Origin of the sequence: Bifidobacterium dentium JCM 1195 = DSM 20436 (assembly GCF_001042595.1) — a bacterium.
Lineage (GTDB): Bacteria > Actinomycetota > Actinomycetes > Actinomycetales > Bifidobacteriaceae > Bifidobacterium > Bifidobacterium dentium.
Genome location: NZ_AP012326.1, coordinates 421,274 through 442,016 on the forward strand (window position 1 = coordinate 421,274; position 20,743 = coordinate 442,016).

Sequence of the window (20,743 nt, forward strand, 5' to 3'; positions counted from 1 at the left end):
TGAGCCGTCAATCAAGCCAATCATCAGTGTGGCACTGTGCGGGCGAGATTCGCCGGTTCATCTCAAAAGCGGTATTCCGATGCCGTGATATCGGTCGGTCTGGCGGATAATGAGACGCATGAGTGAACTTGAGATTGGATTCGATGCCTCCGCCGGCAAGCAGGCCGCACTGAACACGTTGATGGAACAGATCATGGGCAGCTATTCCGTCAGTGATGACGAAGGTCCGCTGACCGATGCCGTTGAGACGTTCCTGACGATGCAACCGCACCTGACCGTGCATCGTCATGGCGATACGCTGGTCGCCTCCACGGATTTCGGTCGTGCGCAGCGGGTGATTCTCGCAGGTCATCTCGACACGGTGCCGGTAATCGACAACTTCCCGCCGAAATGGCTGGAACCGGGCGATCCGCTGATTCGTGAGGATGTCGCTGCCGGGCATGAAGGCGAACGCGTGATCTGGGGTCGTGGAGCCACTGACATGAAGGGCTCCGACGCCGTGATGCTCTACCTGGCAGCCACGTTGACGGACGCCAGATATGACCTGACGTATGTCTTCTACGACCATGAGGAGGTCGCAGCCGAGAAGAACGGCCTGCGCAAGGTGGTTGAGGCGCATCCCGACTGGATTGCCGGCGATTTCGCCATCATCGGCGAACCGACCGACTGCGGCATCGAAGGCGGTTGCAACGGCACCATGCGTTTCGATGTGGTCACGCATGGCGTGGCTGCGCATTCGGCGCGTGCCTGGATGGGCGAGAACGCCATCCACAAGGCGGCTGAGATCCTGAACCGTCTGAACGCATACGAGAATCGCGCCGTCGAAGTGGATGGGTTGACTTACCAAGAGGGATTGAACGCCACGTTGATCTCCGGTGGCAAGGGAACCAACGTGATTCCCGACGAATGCCGCGTGCACGTGAACTACCGGTTCGCGCCCGATAAGACGCTTGCCGAGGCGAAGGCGTTGATGATCGGCGTCGGCGCGGGTGCCGAACTCGGCAATGGCGAGCATATGGCCACCGGCGGCGTGTTTGCGGGCTTCGGCATTGAAATGAAGGACGAATCGCCTTCGGCGCGACCGGGACTGAACTCTCCGTTGGCCGCTTCGCTGGTGGACCTTGTCAGGGATCGCACCGGCCGCGACCCGCTCGCCAAGCTCGGTTGGACGGATGTGGCGCGTTTCGCCATCCTAGGCATTCCGGCCGTAAATCTCGGTGCCGGCAGTCCGCTGCTCGCCCACAAGCATGATGAGCAGCTGCCGGAATCCGATCTGGTGCTGATGGCCGACCTGCTCGAGGACTGGCTGCGCTGATGACGTATGTGCTCCGACGGGTTTCGCGCTCCTTCCTGTGGTGGGAGCGCGGGTGAATTCGGAAAATTTTCCGTTATGTCACGTCCCGTTGTTTTTTGTGTCATACTTGTAGACGGTGGTTCTGCAAACCGCCGACGCATCCGATGGCGTTGATCCCCTCGCGTGAGATTCCTTTGTGTCCGCGAGCGCCGGTGTCCGCCGTCGCATGATGAAGACTTTTGACGGAAGTTGCTTCCTACGGGCGCCAAGATGCGCGGTCACGGTGAGAGCGTGATGTGAGGACCGTACGAAGCCGTGTAAGCAGGCGATGCGATTGCAGCGTGTCGCAAGGAGCATAGTGCCCAGTAATACCAGTGAGGGCTTCGATGAGATCGAAGCCGTAGTGTCAGCAAATGCAGATTCCACCGTTCCGGCTCCGCGTCGCCGTCGTGGCGGCCGTCGTGTGGTGCGTGGCGTCGGAGCTGCGGGTGCCTCCCTTGAACTCAAGGTCGAGGAGCATGCCCCGGCCCCGTTGTTCGAGGAGCCGAAGCTGCCGACATCCAAGCCGGAGTCCGAGGATGCGGAGTCTCGGGACGAGGCCGAGCCGGTGCGTCCGGTTCGCCGTCGCCGTCGTGCCGCGGATGCCGAGGATGAGGTCGAATCCCGTCCGGTTCGCCGTCGTCGCGCGGATGATGACGATGAACGTGATGATTATGAGGCTCCGCGTCGTCGTGCCGTGGATGACGATGACGACCGTCCGGCCCGTCGTACGCGTGGCCGTCGTCGTGCCTCCGCCGACGTGGAATTCCGCGACTCGCGTGACGAGCATGGCGAGGAATCGACTGACGAACGTGCGCTGGATGCCGTTGAGATGTTGCCGGAGGGGCATGTGCAGCGTCGCGGTTCGCGTCCGATGACGTCGTTGCTGTTCCAGGAGCCGGTGCTGCCCGCCGTTCCCGCGCCCCGTGAGGATGCCGATCGGGATGATTCGCACGATGCAGATGGGTCCGTGGACGTTCAGGAGGAGCGTTCGTCGCGTCGCCGTCGCCGTCGCTCCCGTGATGCCGAGCAGGATGAGCAGAGCCGTCGTGACGAGGACGATCGCAATGATCGCAATGATGCTTCGGGAGACGATGAGGAGGGATCGTCCCATCGTTCCCGCCGTTCGCGCCGACTGAATGCGCAGGAACGTCGTGCCGCGGCGGAAGTCGAACAGATCGAAGAGGATCTGGTGCTGGATGACATCACCTACGCTCCCATCGATGACGAATCGCGCAGCGGCAAGGACGACGATGACGAGGGCGAGGCGCCGACGCGTACTCGTCGCCGTCGCCGTTCGCGCGGCAATCATGAGGATGCCGACGAACAGCAGGGTGCGGATGAGCAGTCGGGCAACCGTCGCCGTGTCCGTGATGAAGATGACGACGAGGATGGCGCCGTCACCCGTCGCCGTCGCCGTCGCCGTGGCGGGGCGAAGTCCGAGGACGCCGAGGAGCCGCTGGTCCGCCGTTCCCGCAAGCAGCAGTACATCGATGAGATCACCGATGTGGAGGGTTCCACGCGCCTTGAGGCCAAGAAGCAGCGTCGTCGCGACAACCGTCGTGAACGTAGCCGTCAGAGCCAGCTCATGGAACAGGATTTCCTGGCGCGCCGCGAGCATGTGGACCGTCTGATGGTGGTGCGTGAGCGTGAGCGCCATACGCAGATTTCCGTGATTGAGGACAACGTGCTGGTGGAGCATTACGTTTCCGACATCCAGGAGGTTGCGACCGTCGGCAACATCTATCTCGGCCGCGTGCAGAACGTGCTGCCGAGCATGGAGGCCGCGTTCGTCGACATCGGCCAGGCGCGCAACGGCGTGTTGTATGCCGGTGAGGTGAACTGGGATTCCGCCCGTCTGGAGGGCCAGCCGCGCCGTATCGAGCTCGCGTTCAAGTCGGGGGACCCGGTGCTGGTGCAGGTTACCAAGGATCCGATCGGGCATAAGGGCGCGCGCCTGACCTCACAGGTCACGTTGGCCGGCCGTTTCCTGGTGCTTGTGCCGTCCGGCGGCATGACCGGCGTGAGCCGTAAGCTCAGCGAGCGTGAACGTTCCCGTCTCAAGGGCATTGTCTCGAAGATCGCCCCGAAGGATATGGGCGTGATCATCCGTACCGCCGCCGAGGGTGCCTCCGAGGAGGCCATCACCAAGGATCTGGAAAGCCTGGTCCGCCAGTGGGAGCGTATCAGTGCCAAGCGTGACGAGTTCCTGCATGGCAAGCGTCCGAAGCTGCTGCAGGGTGAACCGGACGTGGCCATTCGCGTGGTGCGAGACATCTTCAACGACGATTTCGGCAAGATGATCGTCGAGGGCGAACGTGTGTACGGCCGTATCGAGGAGTATCTCGACACCATGGCTCCCGATCTGAAGGATAAGCTCGAGAAGTGGGATCCGGCCGAGCATGAGGGCAAGGATGTGTTCGACAAGTGGCAGATCGACTCCCAGCTTCGCAAGGGCATGGAACGTCAGGTCTATCTGCCGTCGGGCGGTTCGATCGTGATCGACCGTACCGAGGCCATGACCACCATCGACGTGAACACGGGTCGCTTCATCGGCCGCGGCAAGAGCCTCGAGGAGACGGTTACGCGCTGCAACCTCGAAGCCTCCGAAGAGATTGCGCGCCAGCTACGTCTGCGTGACATCGGCGGCATGGTGATGATCGATTTCGTCGATATGGTCATGCCGGCCAACCGCGATCTGGTGTTGCGCCGACTGGTCGAATGCCTGGCCCGCGACCGTACCAAGCATCAGGTGGCCGAAGTCACTTCGCTCGGTCTGGTGCAGATGACCCGAAAGCGTATCGGCCAGGGTCTGGTCGAGGCGTTCTCCGAGGAATGCCCGACCTGCAAGGGCCGTGGCTTCATCCTTCACGATGAGCCGACCGTGTCCGCCGACTATGACGACCCGTACGCCTTGAAGGGCGGCGATCCGTTCGTCAAGACGAACAAGCACGGTCATGGAACGGACGTACAGGTGCCGAAGGGCTCCTCGCCGGACGTGAAGGCCAAGCTCGCGCAGATCGCAGCGGCCGCCGTGGCCGCGAATAATGCGGAACCGGACGAAGAATAAGTGATCGCGCCGGTATGTCAACCTGACACGCCGGTGGCGGACTTGCGGTTGTACGTGGGTGTGTGTAAATTAGATTGCTGGTGTCTGGCCGCGAGGCTCGAACGTGCCGGGCAGTAAGCTTTCCAAGTTAATAAAGGAACGGATATGTACGCGATTGTGAAGGCCGGCGGCCATCAGGAAAAGGTCGAGGTCGGTGACGTCATCCTCGTCAACCGTCTCAAGGCTCAGAAGGGCGAAACCGTGGAATTCCCGGTTGCTCTTGTGGTGGATGGCGCCAACGTCATCCTCGGTGCCAAGGATCTCGCCAAGCTCAGCGTCAAGGCTGAGGTGATCAACGACGAGGCCAAGGGTCCGAAGATCAACATCATGAAGTACAAGAACAAGACCGGCGTTGCTCGTCGCAAGGGCCATCGCCAGCAGCTGACCGCTGTCAAGATCACGGCTATCGCCTGATTGACGCAGGGGTTGGAGTCAAGGACCGAAAGGAACAGACATGGCACATAAGAAGGGCGCTTCCAGCTCGCGCAACGGTCGCGATTCAAACGCGCAATACCTCGGTGTGAAGAAGTTCGGCGGCGAAGCCGTCGTGGCCGGCAACATCATCGTTCGTCAGCGTGGCACCAAGTTCCACCCGGGCGAGAACGTCGGTATGGGCAAGGACCACACCCTGTTCGCCCTCAAGGACGGCAGCGTGAAGTTCGGTGTGCGTCGTGACCGCAAGGTCGTCGACGTGATTGCCGCCTGAGATACGCGCAATTAACGCTTTAGGAAGCCGCGCCCATGTGGACGCGGCTTTTCTTTTTCCTTGCCAACCCTGTCCCGCGTAACAACGAAAGTAGATACATGAGTGATTTTGTCGATCGCGTGACCGTCCACGTCAAAGGCGGCGACGGCGGTAACGGTTCCGCCGGCATCCGTAGGGAAAAATACAAGCCGTTGGCAGGTCCGAACGGCGGTAATGGCGGTAATGGCGGCTCCGTGATCTTCCTAGCCGATCAGAACGCCAACAGCCTGTTGGATTATCGTTTCATGCCGCATCGCGAGGCGGGCAGCGGCACCATGGGTCTAGGCGACACGAAGGACGGCTCCAAAGGCGCCGACCTGATTCTGCCCGTGCCCGTCGGCACCGTGATCTTCGAAGCCAAGGGGCCGCAGGGCGCACGCAAGTATCCGGGCGAACAACTCGCCGATCTGCGTCATGTGGGCGACAGGTACGTGGCCGCCGCTGGCGGCAATGGAGGCCTTGGCAACGCGGCGCTGGCCAACCGCACCCGTCGTGCCCCGGGCTTTGCGCTGTTGGGTGAACCAGGTGAGGAACGCGACGTGATCCTGGAGCTCAAGTCCATCGCCGACGTGGCGCTCGTGGGCTTCCCCTCCGCAGGCAAATCCAGCCTCATCGCCGCGATGAGTTCCGCCAAGCCGAAAATCGCCGATTATCCGTTCACCACACTGGTGCCGAATCTCGGCGTGGTCATGGCCGGCGATTCGCGTTACACCATCGCCGATGTGCCGGGTCTGATTCCGGGCGCCTCGCAGGGCAAGGGACTCGGTCTGGAATTCCTGCGTCATATCGAACGCACGGAAATCATCGCGCACGTCATCGATTGCGCGACGCTTGAACCCGACCGCGACCCGATGAGCGATTACCGGGCGCTGGAACATGAATTGGCCGAATATGCCGACAAGCTGGAATTGCCGCTGGGCGCGATTCCGATTCCGGAACGTCCGCGCATCGTCATCCTCAACAAGGTCGACATGCCGGAAGCCAAGGAACTGGCCGAATTCGTCAAGCCGGAATTCGAAGCGCTGGGACTGAAGGTCTTCATCATCTCCACCGCCTCGCATGAAGGCCTGAAGGAACTCAACTGGGCCTTGGCTGGTCTGGTGGCCGATATGCGTAAGGAAGTGGCGAAGCGCGAGCAGGCCGAAGAAGAGGCGCGTGTGGTCATCAAGCCGCTCGAAGAGACAAAGAACCGCCGCCGTCGTAACGACGAAAGCGGCAGTGCGCTCGAATTCACCGTGGAACGCAAGGAATCCGGCAACGGTGACGTCTGGTACGAAGTGCTTGGCGGCAAGCCGGAGCGTTGGGTCATGCAGACCAATTTCGACAACGACGAAGCCGTGGGCTACCTTGCCGATCGCCTGGCCAAGCTGGGTGTGGAGGATGAGCTGCGCCGCAAGGGTGCCAAGCCGGGAGACGAAGTGCGCATCGGACGCGGCGATCGTGCGGTGGAATTCGATTGGGACCCGACCATCGCGGCCGGTGCCGAAATGCTCGATGGCGCGCAGCTGGGCGCTCGAGGCGTGGATCTGCGACTGCAGGGGCAGGACGGGCGGACACAGCGCCGTACGAACTCCGAGCGCCGTCGCCAATACCATGAGATGATGGACGCCCGTCAGGCGGTACGTGAGGCCATGATGGCCGAACGTGCGGCCGGCCACTGGGCCGATCCTTCCGTGGATGACGACCGCCACGACGAAAACAGCCTGTTCGGACGCGGCGAATCCGCCGATACGGACGACGTGAAAGAATAGAGACCATACCAAGCCCGCTGATGTGCCGATAGCAGCACATCGGCGGGCTTTTCAGTGGTATGCCAATGGTATTCGAATGACCGGTACGCATAGACCGGGAGGGACATATGAACACGCCATCGCAGGCACAGGTGCGCAGGGCCATCGCTGAGGCGCAGACCATCGTGGTGAAAGTGGGCTCCAGTTCGCTGACCGAACCGAGTGGCCACCTCGATCCGGAACGATTGAACGCTTTGGTGGCGGCTTTGGCGCGGGTGCGGCTGATGGGTGGGCGTGTGGTGCTCGTGTCCTCCGGCGCCATCGCCGCAGGCTTCGGTTCGCTGGGGTTCGACGCCCGCCCGACCGACGTCGCTGACCAACAGGCCTGTGCGGCAGTGGGACAGGGACTGCTGATGGCGCAATACGAAGCCGCTTTTGCACGGTACGGCTTGCGTGTAGGGCAGATTCTCATCACCGTTTCCGATACGATCGCCCCGCAGCAGTACCGCAATGTGCGCCGAACGCTGGAACGGCTGCTCGACCTGGGTGCCGTGCCGATCATCAACGAAAACGATTCCCTGGCCTCCAATGAGATTCGCTTCGGCGACAATGACCGGCTGTCCGCGTTGATCGCCAATATCGTGGTCGCCGATGCCCTGGTGCTGCTCACCGACGTGGACGCGCTGTATACCGCACCGCCGAGTGAGCCGGAATCCAAGCGCATCGCGTACGTGCCGAATGTGGAGGACGCTTTGGAAAAGGTGCAGGTCGGCGGAACAGGCTCGAACGTCGGTACCGGCGGTATGGTCACCAAGATGGAGGCCGCGCGCGTGGCGGCCGTCTCCGGTATCCCGTCCGTACTCACCTGCGCCGCCAATGCCGGACCGGCCATGATGGGCGATCCGGTGGGCACGGCGTTCGCGCCGATTCACGACCGCGGATCGTCGCGCCGACTGTGGATCGGCTTTGCGGCACATCCATTCGGCACGTTGGTGGCCGACGCGGGCGCCGCCAAGGCCGTACGCGGAGGAGCGGCCAGTCTGCTCGCCGCGGGCGTGTTGGAGGTCAGAGGCGAGTTCGCCGCGGGAGACGCCGTATGGATCGACGACGAGGCCGGCAACCATCTGGCCAAGGGTCTGGCCGGCTTCGATTCCGAGGAAATCCCACAGATGCTTGGACGCAATACCGCTCAGCTCAAGCGGTTCCTGGGAGAGGAATACGCGCATCCGCTCGTACACCGTGACAATCTCGTACTCGTCTGAAGCCGACCGCGCGCCGGGTATGCCGGCGCGGCCCCCGCATGACGCGTGTCGCGAGGGTTCCGTTTTTCGTGTGGCGGGTCTAGCATGACAGACATGACTATGGCTGACTGGCAGACTCTTTCCGACCGTATCAATCGCGTGGCTCCGAGCGCCACCCTAGCCGTCGATTCCAAGGCAAAGGCGATGAAGGCCGCCGGCATCGACGTCATCGGGTTCGGCGCAGGCGAGCCGAACTTCCCGACCCCCGCACCGATCGTCGCGGCCGCGGCCTGCGCGGTGCAGGATCCCAAGAACTATCGGTACACGCCGACTGCGGGCCTGCCGGAACTGCGCAAGGCAATCGCCGACAAGGTGTCGCGCGATTCCGGCTATGAAGTCGACCCGAGTCAGGTCGTCGTGACCAACGGAGGCAAGCAGGCCGTCTACGAAGCCTTCCAGATCCTGCTCGACGAGGGAGACGAGGTCATCATCCCCGCCCCGTACTGGACCAGCTATCCGGAGGCCGTGAAGCTGGCCGGCGGCGTACCCGTCGAGGTATTCGCCGGCGCCGACCGCAACTTCGAACCGGATATCGACGCCATCGAAGCGGCGCGCACCGAACGCACCAAGGCCATCATCGTGACCACGCCGAATAATCCGACGGGTGCCGTATGGAAGCCGGAAACCGTCAAGGCCATCGGCGAATGGGCCTTGGAGCACCATGTATGGGTCATCTCCGACGAAATCTATGAGCATCTCAACTATGACGGTGCGAAGACCACGTACATCGGTGCCGTGGTGCCGGAAGTGCGTGGCCAGCTGCTCGTGCTCAACGGCGTGGCCAAGACCTACGCCATGCCGGGCTGGCGTGTCGGCTGGATGGTCGCTCCGGCGGAAGTGGCCAAGGCCGCCTCCAAGCTGCAGGGTCATATGACCTCCAACGTGAACAACATCTCCCAGCGTGCCGCCATCGAAGCCGTTTCCGGCCCGCTTGACGCCGTCTATGACATGCGTGCCGCGTTCGACAAGCGCCGCCGGACCATCGTGACGGCACTGAACGACATCGAAGGCGTGAACTGCCCAACCCCGACGGGTGCGTTCTACGCGTTCGCCGATGTGACCGCATTGCTGAACAGGCCGCTCGGCCCGAACAGGACCGTGTTCGCCGATACCACCGAACTGGCCGCGGCCCTGCTTGACGAAGGCCATGTCGCCGCCGTGCCGGGTGAGGCGTTCGGTGCTCCCGGCTACCTTCGCTTCTCCTACGCCTTGGCTGACGACGACCTCGTCGAAGGCATGAAGCGCATGAAGGCATGGGCGGAGGCATAGGCGGACGGCCCGATACCGTTGACTGGAAAATGGATTCGCACCCCGGTGACATGCCGAGGTGCGAATCTTTTTTCGTTGGAAAATAGCGGTTTTTTGACTGTTGATGGAAAAACGATTGGACGAAGTCGCAATTACCCGCTATTATTTCAACTTGGCGGTTTTGCCGTTTACTTCTTGCGTGGTTTTTCGCATAAAATCCTCGCCGGCAAGTAGAAATGGCAGAGTACACCTAGGGAAGTGGCGCAATTGGTAGCGCAACGGTCTCCAAAACCGTAGGTTGTGGGTTCGAGTCCCGCCTTCCCTGCCAAGTTCTTACAACAAGCCAAGCGGAGGATCATAATGGCGAAGGCAAGCAATCGCGAAAAGGCCGTCAAGCCGAACATCTTCATGCGCATTGGTTTGTTCATCAAGCAGATTATCGACGAACTCCGCAAGGTAGTGACCCCGACCAGCAAAGAGCTGTTCTTCTGGGCCCTCGCCGTGTTTATCTTCGTGCTGTTCCTGATGGCACTGGTCACCGGCATGGACTTCGGTCTGGGCAAGCTCACGTTGTGGATCTTCGGCTGACAGACACGTGAAGGTGAAGGTGCATGACTGACGAAGTGATTTTCGACAACCTCGACGAAGCTCCCGAGGCTACCGAAGAGGCTGTGGCTGCCGTTGAGGCGTTGCCGGAGGCTGGGGAGACCGAGGTCTCCGAGGAACCGGCCGCCGAGGAAACCGCCGAGCAGGTCGAAACCGAAACCTCTGCCGATGCCGCCGTTGAATCCGAACAGGATGAGCGTGATGCAGGTACCAAGGCAGTCGAGGAATTCTCGAAGAATCTGCGCACGCTTGAGGGCAAGTGGTACGTGTTGCACACCTACTCCGGCTATGAGAAGCGCGTGAAGACCAACGTTGAATCCCGCGTGGCCAGCTTTGGCTTGGAAGACAAGATCTTCCAGATCGAAGTGCCGATGGAGGAGGTCGAGAAGCACACCGAAAAGGGCAAGAAGATCATCACCCGCGTGCGTGTTCCCGGCTATGTGCTGATCCGCATGCTTCCTGATGAGAACGCCCGTCGCATCGTGCGCGAGACCGAAGGCGTCACCGGCTTCGTCGGACCGACCAAGGAACCGGCGCCGCTGTCGCGCAAGGAAGTCGTATCCATGATGGCGCCGATGATCGCCTCCGAGGCGCTCAAGAAGGCTGGCGACAAGCCGGCCGCGGCCAAGAAGCGTACCCTCGAGGTCTCCTACGCCGTCGGCGATCAGGTCACCGTCACCGATGGTCCGTTCACCACCATGGCCGCCGTTGTCTCCGACGTGGAGCCGACCACCCAGAAGCTCACCGTGCTCGTGTCCATCTTTGGTCGTGACACTCCGGTGGAGTTGGGCTTCAACCAGGTCGAAAAGCTCGCCTGACGTCCCGTGACGGTGTGCCTTGACGTCACACATGTTCCGGAAGTCGGGAATCAATCGTGAGGAACCTGAAACTTCGAACCCCGCAGCGATGCGGGGTTCTTCGGTATTCACGCAATGTCGCGACGCAATGTCGTGGCGGGTAGGCATAATGGGAAAGCTTGTGTCTGGAGGGTTTCGTATGCCCGAAACGAGCTCGTGGCCCGCTAGCACAGCACAGCAATATACGTTGCGGAAGGAACCGGTTATGGGAAACCACATCCGGTGCCGCTAACACCGCTTCATAGAAAGAAGAACCATACAATGGCTCCTAAGAAGAAAGTCTCGGCGCTGATCAAGCTCCAGATTCAGGCCGGCAAGGCCAATCCGGCCCCGCCGCTGGGCCCGGCTCTGGGTTCCCATGGCGTGAACATCATGGACTTCTGCAAGGCATACAATGCCCAGACGCAGGACAAGATGGGTCAGGTCATCCCTGTCGAGATCACCGTCTACGAAGATCGTTCCTTCACCTTCATCCTGAAGACCCCGCCGGCGGCAGCTCTGCTGAAGAAGGCCGCGGGCATCCAGAAGGGTACCGAGAACCCGCTGACCCACAAGGTCGGCTCCGTCACCAAGGCTCAGGTCCGTGAGATCGCCGAAATCAAGATGGCCGATCTGTCTGCACGTGACGTCGAAGCCGGCATGAAGATCATCGAGGGCACCGCCCGCTCGATGGGTATCACGGTTACCGACTGAGAGGAGAAGGACAAATGGTAAAGCGTTCCAAGAAGTATCGCGAAGCGGCCGAAAAGGTCGATAGCAACAACCTTTACACCGCCAACGAAGCCATCGCTCTCCTCAAGAGCATGCCGGAGTACAACTTCGACCAGACCGTTGAAGCCGTGCTGCGCCTGAACGTGGATCCGCGCAAGGCCGATCAGCTGGTTCGCGGTTCCGTGAACCTGCCGAACGGCACCGGTAAGACCGCCAAGGTCCTCGTCTTCGCCCGTGGCCCGAAGGCCACCGAGGCTCTCGAGGCCGGCGCCGACATCGTCGGTGACGACGACCTCGTCGAGAAGGTCGCCGGCGGCTTCCTTGACTTCGATTCCGTCGTGGCCACCCCGGACATGATGGGCAAGGTCGGCCGTCTCGGCCGCGTGCTCGGCCCGCGTGGCCTGATGCCGAACCCGAAGACCGGTACCGTGACCATGGATGTCACCAAGGCCATCAAGGACATCAAGGGCGGCAAGGTCGACTTCCGTGTCGATAAGAACGGCAACCTGAGCTTCCTCATCGGCAAGCTCTCCTTCACCGAGCAGGCTCTGGAAGAGAACTTCAAGGCTATCGCCGACGAAGTCAAGCGTCTGAAGCCGTCCACCGTGAAGGGCCGTTACGTTACCAAGGCGACCATCACCTCCACGATGAACCCGGGCGTCCCGGTCGATCCGGCGATTCTCGCCTGATTGCACGCCTGGCTGTAATCAACGCCTGACAAGACCCGCACCTGTCGATTGACGGATGCGGGTCTTGTCGTATGCGGAACCATGCGGAATCAGGAGGGAGGGATTCCGAACAGCCGCAATCGAGTGCGGCTCAGTGCTCACGCATGCGGCCGATGGCAAGAGCGGTGGTGAGCACATAGGCGTCGCGCGGGTCGGTGGCATCCCAGCCGGTGGTCTCCGCGGCGCGCTTGAGTCGGTAACGCACCGTGTTCGGGTGCACATTAAGCTCCTTGGCGGTATTCTCCAACGAACTGCCGTACCTGAGGAACGTGGAGACCGTCAGATAGGTCGGGTCATCGGGATTGTCGCCGCGCAATACACGGTAAACGTTCCGATACAGTTCTTCGCGGGCGTAATCGTCACCCAGCAGCGCACGTTCCGGCAGCAGTTCATCCGCACGCAACGGGCGCGACTGCGTCGATAGGGCCGGTGCCGCCTGCAATGAGAACAACGTCTCCCGCAGGGCATGCGAGGCACCGGCGACACCGGAACGTACCGGACTCAGATACACGGGATCGGATTCGGCGAATGCCGGCATCACCGAAGTGCAGGTGACCTCCGGAGTGGCCGCGCCAATCTGCCGCACCAACATCAGCAGAAAACTGCCATATGTGCCAATAATCGCGTTCTCACCGCCTAAATCGCGTACGGACTTGCGGGCGGCCAGCGAAGCGGCCATCGGATTGGAAGCCGGCACCCCGCCGATGGCGAAGCAGTCGAATGCGCCGCGCCATGCGAGCACATTCAGCAACGAAGTGACGCGTTCGTCGGCGATGCCGTTCATCAGGCATTCGAACGCGAGCCGTTCGATGGTGGAATCGTCGGTATGACCTGACAGCAGGTCAAGAATGTCAGCCTGATCGGAATTCATACTCGTCAAGTCTAGTCGGTGACGCCATGAATTGCGGTGGGTCGCGTGCGACGGGTGCATCGCGCATTCGGGCCGTAACGGTAATATGCCGGATATGACCGAAGTACGAAAATCCAGGAGCCGCGGTGCGCGACTCTCCGGCTTTTGCCGTTGGACGCTGGCCGTATTGGCATGTCTGTGGCTGGCATGGTGCTGCGCCATCGGGCCGCTGTACTGGTACAACGTGGGATTGGACGGCTTCGGCTGGGCCAACATGCTGATTCTGGCGCTTTCCTTCGCCGTGTTTTTCGCCATCGTCGTGGCACTGGTCAGATTCGGACGGGGCCAGCGCGTACTGCCGAGGTATTTCACACGACGGCATGAGCGGTTGCATGAAGAAGTCGAGGGCACGCCGACCACCATTCTCGGCATCGTGCTGAAGCATGTGCACGATGCCACGCATAGCCGTCCGGGGCGTGCCGTGCATGCCGTGGTCATCTGGGTCGGACGCAAGCTGACGCGTTGCACCGACTGCTGGTGGAAGCTCATGCTGGTGTTCGTGATCGGCTGGCTGTGGATTCCGACCACATTGCTGGCTGCGTACGGTGCCGACATCCGTTCGCAGATCCGTGAGTTCAGCTGGGCCTGGAACCAGTGGACCGGGCTCAAACAGCCGTATATCGGTTTCTTCTCGTTCGTGCCGATGGACATCTATCCGACCGCGCACTACATGTGGCCTGCGAACCCGACCTATCTGACCGATCAGCACAATATCGTGCTGACGGTGTTCTACGGCGCAGTAGCCGCAATCTCACGCTATTTCACGGATTCCAATGATGCGGGCATCGTGACGCTGGCGGCGTTGCAGTGGCTGTTCGCCGCCTTCTGCTGCGCGGCCACCGCAAACCGTTTTTTCAACCTGCCTTGGCGCAGACTTGGCGTCGGTTCCTTCGATTTCTCCCATCCGGAACGTCATGACTGTTGGAATCAGCGTGATTTCATGCATCCGGAAGCCGGTGTGGTCGCGCGCCCCTCCCGTTTGCGCGCCGGTGCGAAGACGCGTTTCGTGATACTGCTGTTCTTCATGGTGTGCCCGTTGGCCGTGTTCGCCACGATCTCACTAACCAAGTCGCCACTGTTCGCCTTCGCGTTCGTATGGTGGTTCGGGGTGTGGTACGAACTGCATATGACACATATCAAGGCATTGCCGACCATCAACGGCAAGCCGACGCGACTGCGCAAGCGTTCCATGCTCGCATTCTTCATGTCGAGCGTGGTGATGCTGATCAGCGCGAAATACGCCTGGTACATCATCGTGCTGGCGTTGATTCTGGCGTTGCTGAACGACCGCAAGCGCTGGAAGACCTATGTGGTCACCCTGCTGCTGCCGACCGTGCTCATCCATGGCGGCATCGTATTCCTCGCGGATTCCGGTGCGATCATCAGCGGTGACCCCATCGAAAGCCGAGGCATTCAGCTGCAGCAGATCGCGCGCGTGGCGAAATACAATCCGCAGGGCATTCCGGCGGACGCGGCCTCGAAGCTCGAGCCGATCTTCAACCTCGACCAAATGGCCGACGCATATTACCAGCAGGACGCCGACCCGGTGAAATCCTCCGGCATCCAATCCAAAAAGGTGAGCTACAAGTGGCGCACCGTCACCAAAGAGGACATGGAGAACTTCAACAAGGCGTGGCTGGAAATCGTCAAGGCGAATCCAGTGATTGCGCTGGACGCCTTCTTCGCCGAATGCTTCGGCTACTTCGATGTGACCGACCTGCCATACGTCTCGATGGACTATTACGTGAACAACGATTATGTGCAGGAAGATAACGACTGGATTCACCTGTACAACCATGAGTGGCGCGACAAAGTGGCCGACTTCGCCAAACAGTGGGGGAAAATCCCGGTGTTCGGCTGGTTGGTGCATGGCAACCTGTATGTGACGCTCACGCTACTGATCGGTGCGGCCGAGGTGGTGCTGCGTCGCTGGCGTTCGTTGTCGTGGCATCTGCCGTTGCTGCTGCTCATGGGCGTGATGATCACCGCGCCGGCGAATAATTTCGAGCGTCACATGCTGCCCGTTGCCTTCGTGTTCGGGTTCCTTTGCTTGCAGTTCTGGCGTGAGTCGCGCCGGCAACGGCATACGGCGGTGCCGACCGGCTCCTGATGCCCCTTAAAGGGCTACCTGCCCGCTGTGTGAGCGCTTTCACGCGGTGAGGGCGTCGGAGGTTTGCCGCTGGGTGTGATAGCCGCTATTTTCCAACGGTCTGTTTTTGGGTTAGGTTTGAAGCCGTGCGAAGATGCTCACACGGCGGGCAGATAGCATGTCAGGGGGTATTGGATGGGATTGATGGATTCGGCGTTGACGATGCCGGGCACCTGTGTTGCGGCCGATTGCGTGTTGTCCTTGGATTCGGTGGGCTCTACCAACACCTACGCCGCCGATTTGGTGCGCTCCGGTGAACTGTACGGTGATGCTCGGCGTGGAGGTGAGATCGCCGTGGTGTGTGCCGATGCGCAGACCGCCGGCCGAGGTCGCCTCGACCACCGATGGACCAGTAGGCCGGGGGAGTCGTTCACCGTCAGTTTCGTGGTGAATGTGCCCGTGTCGATCGTGCGCGACGCATCAATCGGCGGTTGGTTGCAGATGATCGCCGGATTGGCCGTATTGGAGGCGATTCGCGGGGCTTGCCCGCACCGGAGCGCCGAGCCGCAGCTCAAATGGCCGAACGATATCGTTGTCGGCGGCAGGAAACTCGGGGGCATTCTCGCCGAAATGGTGCCGATTCCCGATTGCGGCGAACGTGTGGCGATCGTGTTCGGCGTTGGCCTGAACCTCAACGTTCCCGTCGACCGTTTGCCTACGGAGAATTCAATCTCCCTGCAGATGCTCACAAGCGACCTGCCGGACCCAACCGCCTTGCGGGATGAATTGGCCGCCCGAATAGTGCGAGATCTCAGGTTGCGTCTAACCGATTTCGAGGCCGACCCTCAGCGCGAGGCCAAACGTTGCCTGGAAGCCATGAATGTGGTCTGTTGGACTTTGGGCAAGCCCTGTGAAGCGCATTTCACCGACGGTTCCGCCCTTCAAGGCCGGGCGATCGCCCTTAACCCTGATGCCTCCCTCACCATGCGGGATCGATTTGGGGCGCTTCACCGAGTCACCACCGCCGACGTGGGCGTACTCCAAAACCGGTGATTCGACGAACGGAAGGCGTATCATGCCCTCACGGTGAGGCGAAGGGCGGCATGCGTCAATGGGTGATGCGTTCCGGTCCCTACCGAAGCTTCGCCAATCCGGCAGCCACTGCCGAGGCGACGACGGCCTTGATGACGTCGCCGAACACGAAGCCCATGGAAGCGACGGCCACGACCGGCAGGGATACGCTCGTGACGGCGGACTGAATGATGAATCCGAAGAGATAGTCCACGGCGACGCAACCCACCAAGGCCGCGCCGCAATACCGTGCCGCGGTCAGCATGCTGCCTTTGGCCGAGTCGGTGCGCGCTTCGCCCTTGAGCAGAGAGGTGATGACGGCGGCGGGCAGGAATCCGAGCAGGAACCCGGCGCTCGGTCCGACCAGCGCCAGGGTGGAGGCGCCACCGGCGAATACCGGCAGTCCGAGTGCGCCGGCGGCCAGATACAGGGCGATGGCTGCGCCGGCCTGCCGCCAAGGCAGCATGAGGGCGGCGAGCATGATCACAAAGGTCTGCAGAGTGATGGGCACCGGGGTGCCGGGTACGGGAATTTCGCCGGCGGCGGAAGCGGCCCATAGTAGGAGCGCAAACAGCACCGGTTTGAATATGGAGCCGAATTTGCCGTTGGACAGCGATTTGATGGTGAGGATTGCGTGGTACATGAAATCTCCTTGAAATAGCGACGAAAGAACGTGATTCGTCAACCGACGGGCTTAATCGTAGAAAAATGAAGTTACGACTACGTTTGTGGAGCCGTACAAAAAGACCGCGTCACTTTTGTGGAAAACGAGTGTTCGTGCAGCCGCAAAAGCGAGCAATGTTGACAACATGCCTAAAAACGTCAACACACTCTTGGTGGCCAATCGTGGTGAGATTGCGCTACGTGTAGTGCGCACCGCCCGCGAAATGGGGATTCCCACGGTGGCGGTGTATGCCGAACAGGACCGTCATGCGCAATATGTGCAGATGGCCGATGACGCGTATCTGCTGTCGGGCGACACCTACAAAGACACGTATCTCAACGAGGATCTGCTCATCGACATTCTGCACCGCAGCGGCGCCGATGCGGTGCATCCGGGTTATGGCTTCCTTTCCGAGGTGGCGAGTTTCGCGCAGAAGGTGATTGATGCCGGCGCGACATGGGTCGGCCCGAATCCGAAGGCGCTGGTCGATCTGGGAGACAAGATCACCGCACGGCGAGTGGCGACCTTCGCCAAGGTCCCGCCGGTGCCGGGCATCTCGCATTCGATTTCCGACATGCGCCTGCTGCTCGACTTCGCGCATACGCACGGCTATCCGCTGATGTTGAAGCGCACCGACGGCGGTGGCGGCCGCGGCATCACGCTGGTGCGCAACGACGATGAGCTTCGCGGATTCTACATGAATCATGACGCGCTGCAGGGCGGCGACCTGAACGAATACTTCGTGGAACGCTTCATCGACAAGGGCCGTCATGTGGAGACGCAGTGCGGCCGCGATACGCATGGCAACTTCACCGTGTATTCCACGCGCGACTGCTCCGTGCAACGCCGCAATCAAAAGCTGGTCGAAGAGGCCCCGGCGCCGTTCCTGCCCGACACCGTGATGGAACAGCTCGCCCGTTACTCCCGCAACCTGTTCGAAGCCGTGGGCTACGTGGGTCTGGGCACCTGCGAATTCATGGTGACCGAACAGGGCAAGGTGTACTTCCTGGAGGTCAATCCGCGTCTGCAAGTCGAACATACCGTCAGTGAGGAGGTGTGCGGGCTTGATCTGGTGCGCGAGCAGCTGACGATTGCGAACGGCGGTGAGCTGACGGTGGAGCATCCGATTCGAGGCCATAGCTTCGAGCTGCGCCTCACCTGCGAGGATCCGGCCAAGAACCTGACGCCGAGCTCCGGCACGCTCACCGCGTTGCGTTGGCCGTCCGGTCCGGGCATCCGCGTGGATTCCGGTGTGCTTGAAGGCGACACCATTTCGCCGAAGTTCGATTCGATGATGGGCAAGCTCGTCGTTACCGCCTCCGATCGGGCGAACGCCGTGGCCCGCGTGCGTCGTGCGTTGGAGGAGCTGAGCATCGAGGGCGTACCGACGCCGGCCAGCCTGTTCGAACGAATCTTCAACGATGATGAATTCACCGCCGAGCATGGTGCCGCGTATGACGTGAGCACGAAGTGGCTGGAACGTAAGTACCTCAATAAGGAGGCCGCCTCCTCGCACGGCGGCCAGCCGGCCTCGCTGAGCGGTGCCGCCGACGAAGGCAAGGATATCGAATCCAGCGAGACCTTCGTGATCGAAGTCAACAACCACAGGGTGTCGCTGACGGTACCGACCGACATCGTGGCGAACCTGACCGGTTCGGCCAAGGCCCGCGACGCCAAACGTGCCATCCAGCCGCTGCGCGGGCAGGGTCTGCATCACGTCAAACGGGGCCCGCAGGCCAGCGAAGGGCAGTCCGGCATCATTGCCTCGCCGATGCAGGCCGTGGTCACGCGCATCAACGTGGCCGAGGGGCAGGAGGTCGCCAAGGGCGATCTGCTGGTGGTGCTCGAATCCATGAAGATGGAGAACTACGTGTACGCGCCGGTCAAGGGCACGGTAACGAAGATCTTCGTCGGTCCGGCCAACGGCGTGGAGGCGGGGGAGACGTTGCTCACCATCAACGTGGCGGGCACAACCCCCGAATCCAAGGACGAGGAGGCCGAGCAATGACCGATATTCTCACCAGCCCGGCCGTGCAGGATGCCGTGGATCATGTCGAAGGCTCGCAGCCGATCCGTCCCGCGGTGTTGCGTGCCGCGCAGCTTGCGCACGAGGCGGAGGACCATGCCCGCGACCGTCAGCATGTCAAAGGCAAGCTGACCGCCCGCGAACGGCTCGATCTGCTGCTCGATACCGGCACTTTCGAGGAAATCGGCAGATTCTGCGGCGGCGACATCAACGGAGGTCAGGCGGGTGCCGCCGTCATCACCGGCTTCGGCGAGATCCACGGCCGCAAAGTGGCCGTCTATGCGCAGGACTTCTCCGTCAAGGGCGGCACATTGGGCGTGGCCGAAGGTCGTAAGATCTGTCGGCTGATGGATCAGGCACTGAATCTCAAGGTGCCGATCATCGCATTGATCGATTCCGGCGGCGCGCGCATCCAGGAGGGCGTGGCCGCGCTCACGCAGTACGGTCACCTGTTCACGAAGACCTGCGAGGCAAGCGGATTCGTACCACAGCTTTCGCTGATTCTCGGTCCGTGCGCCGGTGGTGCCGTGTACTGCCCGGCGTTGACCGATCTGATCATCATGACTCGCGAGAACTCCAACATGTTCGTCACCGGTCCGGATGTGGTCAAGGCGGCCACCGGCGAGGTGATCAGCATGGAGGATCTGGGTGGCGGCCATGTGCACAACACCACCTCCGGCGTGGCCCACTATCTGGGCGAGGATGAGGCCGATGCAATCGACTATGCGCGCACGGTGCTCGCCTACCTGCCGTCGAACTCCGATCTCACACCGCCGACCTACGCGTATGCGGCGACCAGGGCCGACCGGGACGTAGCCAGAAGGCTTGCCGACGTCGTACCGGAAAACGACCGGCAACCCTACGACGTGCTCGATGTGATCCGTTGTGTCGTGGACTATGGCGAATTCGTGCAGGTGCATGAGCTGTTCGCTTGTTCCGCAGTGGTCGGCTTCGCCTGCATCGACGGGCATCCGGTGGGAATCGTGGCCAACCAGCCGAATGTCAATGCGGGCATCCTCGATGTGGACTCCTCCGAAAAGGTGGCGCGATTCGTGCGTCTATGCGATGCGTTCAACCTGCCGGTCATCACGTTCGTGGATACACCCGGCTACAAGCCGGGTGCGCAGCAGGAGCATGCGGGCATCATCCGCCGTGGTGCGAAAGTGATCTATGCCTACGCCAATGCGCAGGTGCCGCTCGTCACCGTGATTCTGCGCAAGGCCTTCGGCGGCGCCTACATCGTGATGGGTTCCAAGTCGATTGGCGCGGATCTCAACTATGCATGGCCGTCCAGCCAGATCGCAGTGCTCGGTGCCACCGGTGCGGTGAACATCATCCATCGCAAAGACCTGCAGAAAGCCAAGGATTCCGGCAAGGACGTGGAGGCGCTCAGGGCCAAATACACGGCCGAGTACGAACGCACCACCGTCAATGCGAACCTGTCGCTGGAAATGGGCGAGATCGACGCGATGATCGATCCCGAGCAGACCCGCGAAACCATCGTCGACGCGTTGCGACTGCTCGCCAGCAAGAAGCGCGCCCGCAAAACCACCAAGCATCACGGCAATCAGCCACTCTGACCCCTGTAACGCTGCCCCTGGTAGGGGAGCATCAA

Annotated in this window: 17 protein-coding genes and 1 tRNA gene; 16 read left to right on the forward strand and 2 right to left on the reverse strand. The window is 61.4% G+C overall.

Annotated features, from left to right (window positions below):
- Window positions 1–109: 109 nt before the first annotated feature.
- The 12 genes from dapE to rplA all read left to right on the forward strand — a co-directional run bounded on the left by dapE (window position 110) and on the right by rplA (window position 12,329).
- Window positions 110–1,315, forward strand: a complete 1,206-nt coding sequence (dapE, locus tag BBDE_RS01660) for a succinyl-diaminopimelate desuccinylase (RefSeq protein ID WP_012901858.1) — start codon at window positions 110–112, stop codon at window positions 1,313–1,315.
- 307 nt (window positions 1,316–1,622) lie between these two features.
- Window positions 1,623–4,403 (forward strand): Rne/Rng family ribonuclease, encoded by a 2,781-nt coding sequence (locus BBDE_RS01665; RefSeq protein WP_012901859.1) that lies wholly within the window; start codon window positions 1,623–1,625, stop codon window positions 4,401–4,403.
- A 144-nt stretch (window positions 4,404–4,547) separates the two neighbouring features.
- On the forward strand, window positions 4,548–4,856 hold the full coding sequence (gene rplU, locus BBDE_RS01670; RefSeq protein ID WP_003837518.1) for a 50S ribosomal protein L21: 309 nt from the start codon (window positions 4,548–4,550) through the stop codon (window positions 4,854–4,856).
- A gap of 40 nt (window positions 4,857–4,896) precedes the next feature.
- The gene (rpmA, locus tag BBDE_RS01675; RefSeq protein ID WP_003807757.1) at window positions 4,897–5,148 is read left to right on the forward strand and encodes a 50S ribosomal protein L27; all 252 of its coding nucleotides are present in this window, start codon (window positions 4,897–4,899) and stop codon (window positions 5,146–5,148) included.
- Window positions 5,149–5,246: 98 nt separating this feature from the next.
- The gene (gene obgE, locus BBDE_RS01680) at window positions 5,247–6,938 is read left to right on the forward strand and encodes a GTPase ObgE (RefSeq protein WP_003845136.1); all 1,692 of its coding nucleotides are present in this window, start codon (window positions 5,247–5,249) and stop codon (window positions 6,936–6,938) included.
- Between the two features lie 107 nt (window positions 6,939–7,045).
- Window positions 7,046–8,179, forward strand: coding sequence for a glutamate 5-kinase (gene proB, locus BBDE_RS01685; protein WP_003837512.1), 1,134 nt, complete (start codon window positions 7,046–7,048; stop codon window positions 8,177–8,179).
- Between the two features lie 84 nt (window positions 8,180–8,263).
- Window positions 8,264–9,487, forward strand: a complete 1,224-nt coding sequence (locus tag BBDE_RS01690) for a pyridoxal phosphate-dependent aminotransferase (protein ID WP_003837510.1) — start codon at window positions 8,264–8,266, stop codon at window positions 9,485–9,487.
- Window positions 9,488–9,718: 231 nt separating this feature from the next.
- A tRNA-Trp gene (locus BBDE_RS01695) sits at window positions 9,719–9,794 on the forward strand.
- 32 nt (window positions 9,795–9,826) lie between these two features.
- The gene (gene secE, locus BBDE_RS01700; RefSeq protein WP_003842708.1) at window positions 9,827–10,054 is read left to right on the forward strand and encodes a preprotein translocase subunit SecE; all 228 of its coding nucleotides are present in this window, start codon (window positions 9,827–9,829) and stop codon (window positions 10,052–10,054) included.
- Window positions 10,055–10,077: 23 nt separating this feature from the next.
- Entirely contained in the window at window positions 10,078–10,890 is an 813-nt protein-coding gene (nusG, locus tag BBDE_RS01705) for a transcription termination/antitermination protein NusG (RefSeq protein WP_003837508.1), read from the forward strand.
- Window positions 10,891–11,190: 300 nt separating this feature from the next.
- Window positions 11,191–11,622 (forward strand): 50S ribosomal protein L11, encoded by a 432-nt coding sequence (gene rplK / locus BBDE_RS01710; RefSeq protein WP_012901861.1) that lies wholly within the window; start codon window positions 11,191–11,193, stop codon window positions 11,620–11,622.
- 14 nt (window positions 11,623–11,636) lie between these two features.
- Window positions 11,637–12,329: a 50S ribosomal protein L1 gene (gene rplA, locus BBDE_RS01715; RefSeq protein ID WP_003837505.1), complete on the forward strand. Its 693-nt coding sequence runs from the start codon at window positions 11,637–11,639 to the stop codon at window positions 12,327–12,329.
- A gap of 130 nt (window positions 12,330–12,459) precedes the next feature.
- On the opposite strand, the gene BBDE_RS01720 is transcribed toward rplA, so the two are convergent.
- Complete coding sequence (locus tag BBDE_RS01720; protein WP_003837502.1) at window positions 12,460–13,239, reverse strand: PucR family transcriptional regulator; 780 nt, start codon at window positions 13,237–13,239, stop codon at window positions 12,460–12,462.
- An 85-nt stretch (window positions 13,240–13,324) separates the two neighbouring features.
- On the opposite strand from BBDE_RS01720, the gene BBDE_RS01725 reads away from it, so the two are divergent.
- Both BBDE_RS01725 and BBDE_RS01730 read left to right on the forward strand, forming a co-directional pair.
- Window positions 13,325–15,388, forward strand: a complete 2,064-nt coding sequence (locus BBDE_RS01725; RefSeq protein WP_003837499.1) for a DUF6020 family protein — start codon at window positions 13,325–13,327, stop codon at window positions 15,386–15,388.
- Between the two features lie 174 nt (window positions 15,389–15,562).
- Window positions 15,563–16,420, forward strand: coding sequence for a biotin--[acetyl-CoA-carboxylase] ligase (locus BBDE_RS01730; RefSeq protein ID WP_003837498.1), 858 nt, complete (start codon window positions 15,563–15,565; stop codon window positions 16,418–16,420).
- 79 nt (window positions 16,421–16,499) lie between these two features.
- Here BBDE_RS01730 and BBDE_RS01735 read toward each other — a convergent pair whose 3' ends face one another.
- Window positions 16,500–17,081 (reverse strand): biotin transporter BioY, encoded by a 582-nt coding sequence (locus tag BBDE_RS01735; protein WP_003837497.1) that lies wholly within the window; start codon window positions 17,079–17,081, stop codon window positions 16,500–16,502.
- 166 nt (window positions 17,082–17,247) lie between these two features.
- Between BBDE_RS01735 and BBDE_RS01740 the strand changes: the two genes are divergently transcribed.
- Together BBDE_RS01740 and BBDE_RS01745 are read left to right on the forward strand one after the other, a co-directional pair.
- Window positions 17,248–19,110: an ATP-binding protein gene (locus BBDE_RS01740; protein ID WP_003837496.1), complete on the forward strand. Its 1,863-nt coding sequence runs from the start codon at window positions 17,248–17,250 to the stop codon at window positions 19,108–19,110.
- Window positions 19,107–20,708 carry an acyl-CoA carboxylase subunit beta gene (locus BBDE_RS01745; RefSeq protein WP_003837494.1) on the forward strand — a complete coding sequence of 534 codons (1,602 nt, stop codon included), beginning with the start codon at window positions 19,107–19,109 and terminating at the stop codon, window positions 20,706–20,708. Before BBDE_RS01740 ends, BBDE_RS01745 begins: the two co-directional genes overlap by 4 nt.
- Window positions 20,709–20,743: the final 35 nt, after the last annotated feature.

Bases quoted from the DNA above. Each gene is read 5' to 3' on its own strand.
- dapE (WP_012901858.1), top strand. From the start codon at position 110: ATGAGACGCATGAGTGAACTTGAGATTGGATTCGATGCCTCCGCCGGC.
- BBDE_RS01665 (WP_012901859.1), top strand. From the start codon at position 1,623: ATGCGATTGCAGCGTGTCGCAAGGAGCATAGTGCCCAGTAATACCAGT.
- rplU (WP_003837518.1), top strand. From the start codon at position 4,548: ATGTACGCGATTGTGAAGGCCGGCGGCCATCAGGAAAAGGTCGAGGTC.
- rpmA (WP_003807757.1), top strand. From the start codon at position 4,897: ATGGCACATAAGAAGGGCGCTTCCAGCTCGCGCAACGGTCGCGATTCA.
- obgE (WP_003845136.1), top strand. From the start codon at position 5,247: ATGAGTGATTTTGTCGATCGCGTGACCGTCCACGTCAAAGGCGGCGAC.
- proB (WP_003837512.1), top strand. From the start codon at position 7,046: ATGAACACGCCATCGCAGGCACAGGTGCGCAGGGCCATCGCTGAGGCG.
- BBDE_RS01690 (WP_003837510.1), top strand. From the start codon at position 8,264: ATGACAGACATGACTATGGCTGACTGGCAGACTCTTTCCGACCGTATC.
- secE (WP_003842708.1), top strand. From the start codon at position 9,827: ATGGCGAAGGCAAGCAATCGCGAAAAGGCCGTCAAGCCGAACATCTTC.
- nusG (WP_003837508.1), top strand. From the start codon at position 10,078: ATGACTGACGAAGTGATTTTCGACAACCTCGACGAAGCTCCCGAGGCT.
- rplK (WP_012901861.1), top strand. From the start codon at position 11,191: ATGGCTCCTAAGAAGAAAGTCTCGGCGCTGATCAAGCTCCAGATTCAG.
- rplA (WP_003837505.1), top strand. From the start codon at position 11,637: ATGGTAAAGCGTTCCAAGAAGTATCGCGAAGCGGCCGAAAAGGTCGAT.
- BBDE_RS01720 (WP_003837502.1), bottom strand. From the start codon at position 13,239: ATGAATTCCGATCAGGCTGACATTCTTGACCTGCTGTCAGGTCATACC.
- BBDE_RS01725 (WP_003837499.1), top strand. From the start codon at position 13,325: ATGCCGGATATGACCGAAGTACGAAAATCCAGGAGCCGCGGTGCGCGA.
- BBDE_RS01730 (WP_003837498.1), top strand. From the start codon at position 15,563: ATGGGATTGATGGATTCGGCGTTGACGATGCCGGGCACCTGTGTTGCG.
- BBDE_RS01735 (WP_003837497.1), bottom strand. From the start codon at position 17,081: ATGTACCACGCAATCCTCACCATCAAATCGCTGTCCAACGGCAAATTC.
- BBDE_RS01740 (WP_003837496.1), top strand. From the start codon at position 17,248: ATGCCTAAAAACGTCAACACACTCTTGGTGGCCAATCGTGGTGAGATT.
- BBDE_RS01745 (WP_003837494.1), top strand. From the start codon at position 19,107: ATGACCGATATTCTCACCAGCCCGGCCGTGCAGGATGCCGTGGATCAT.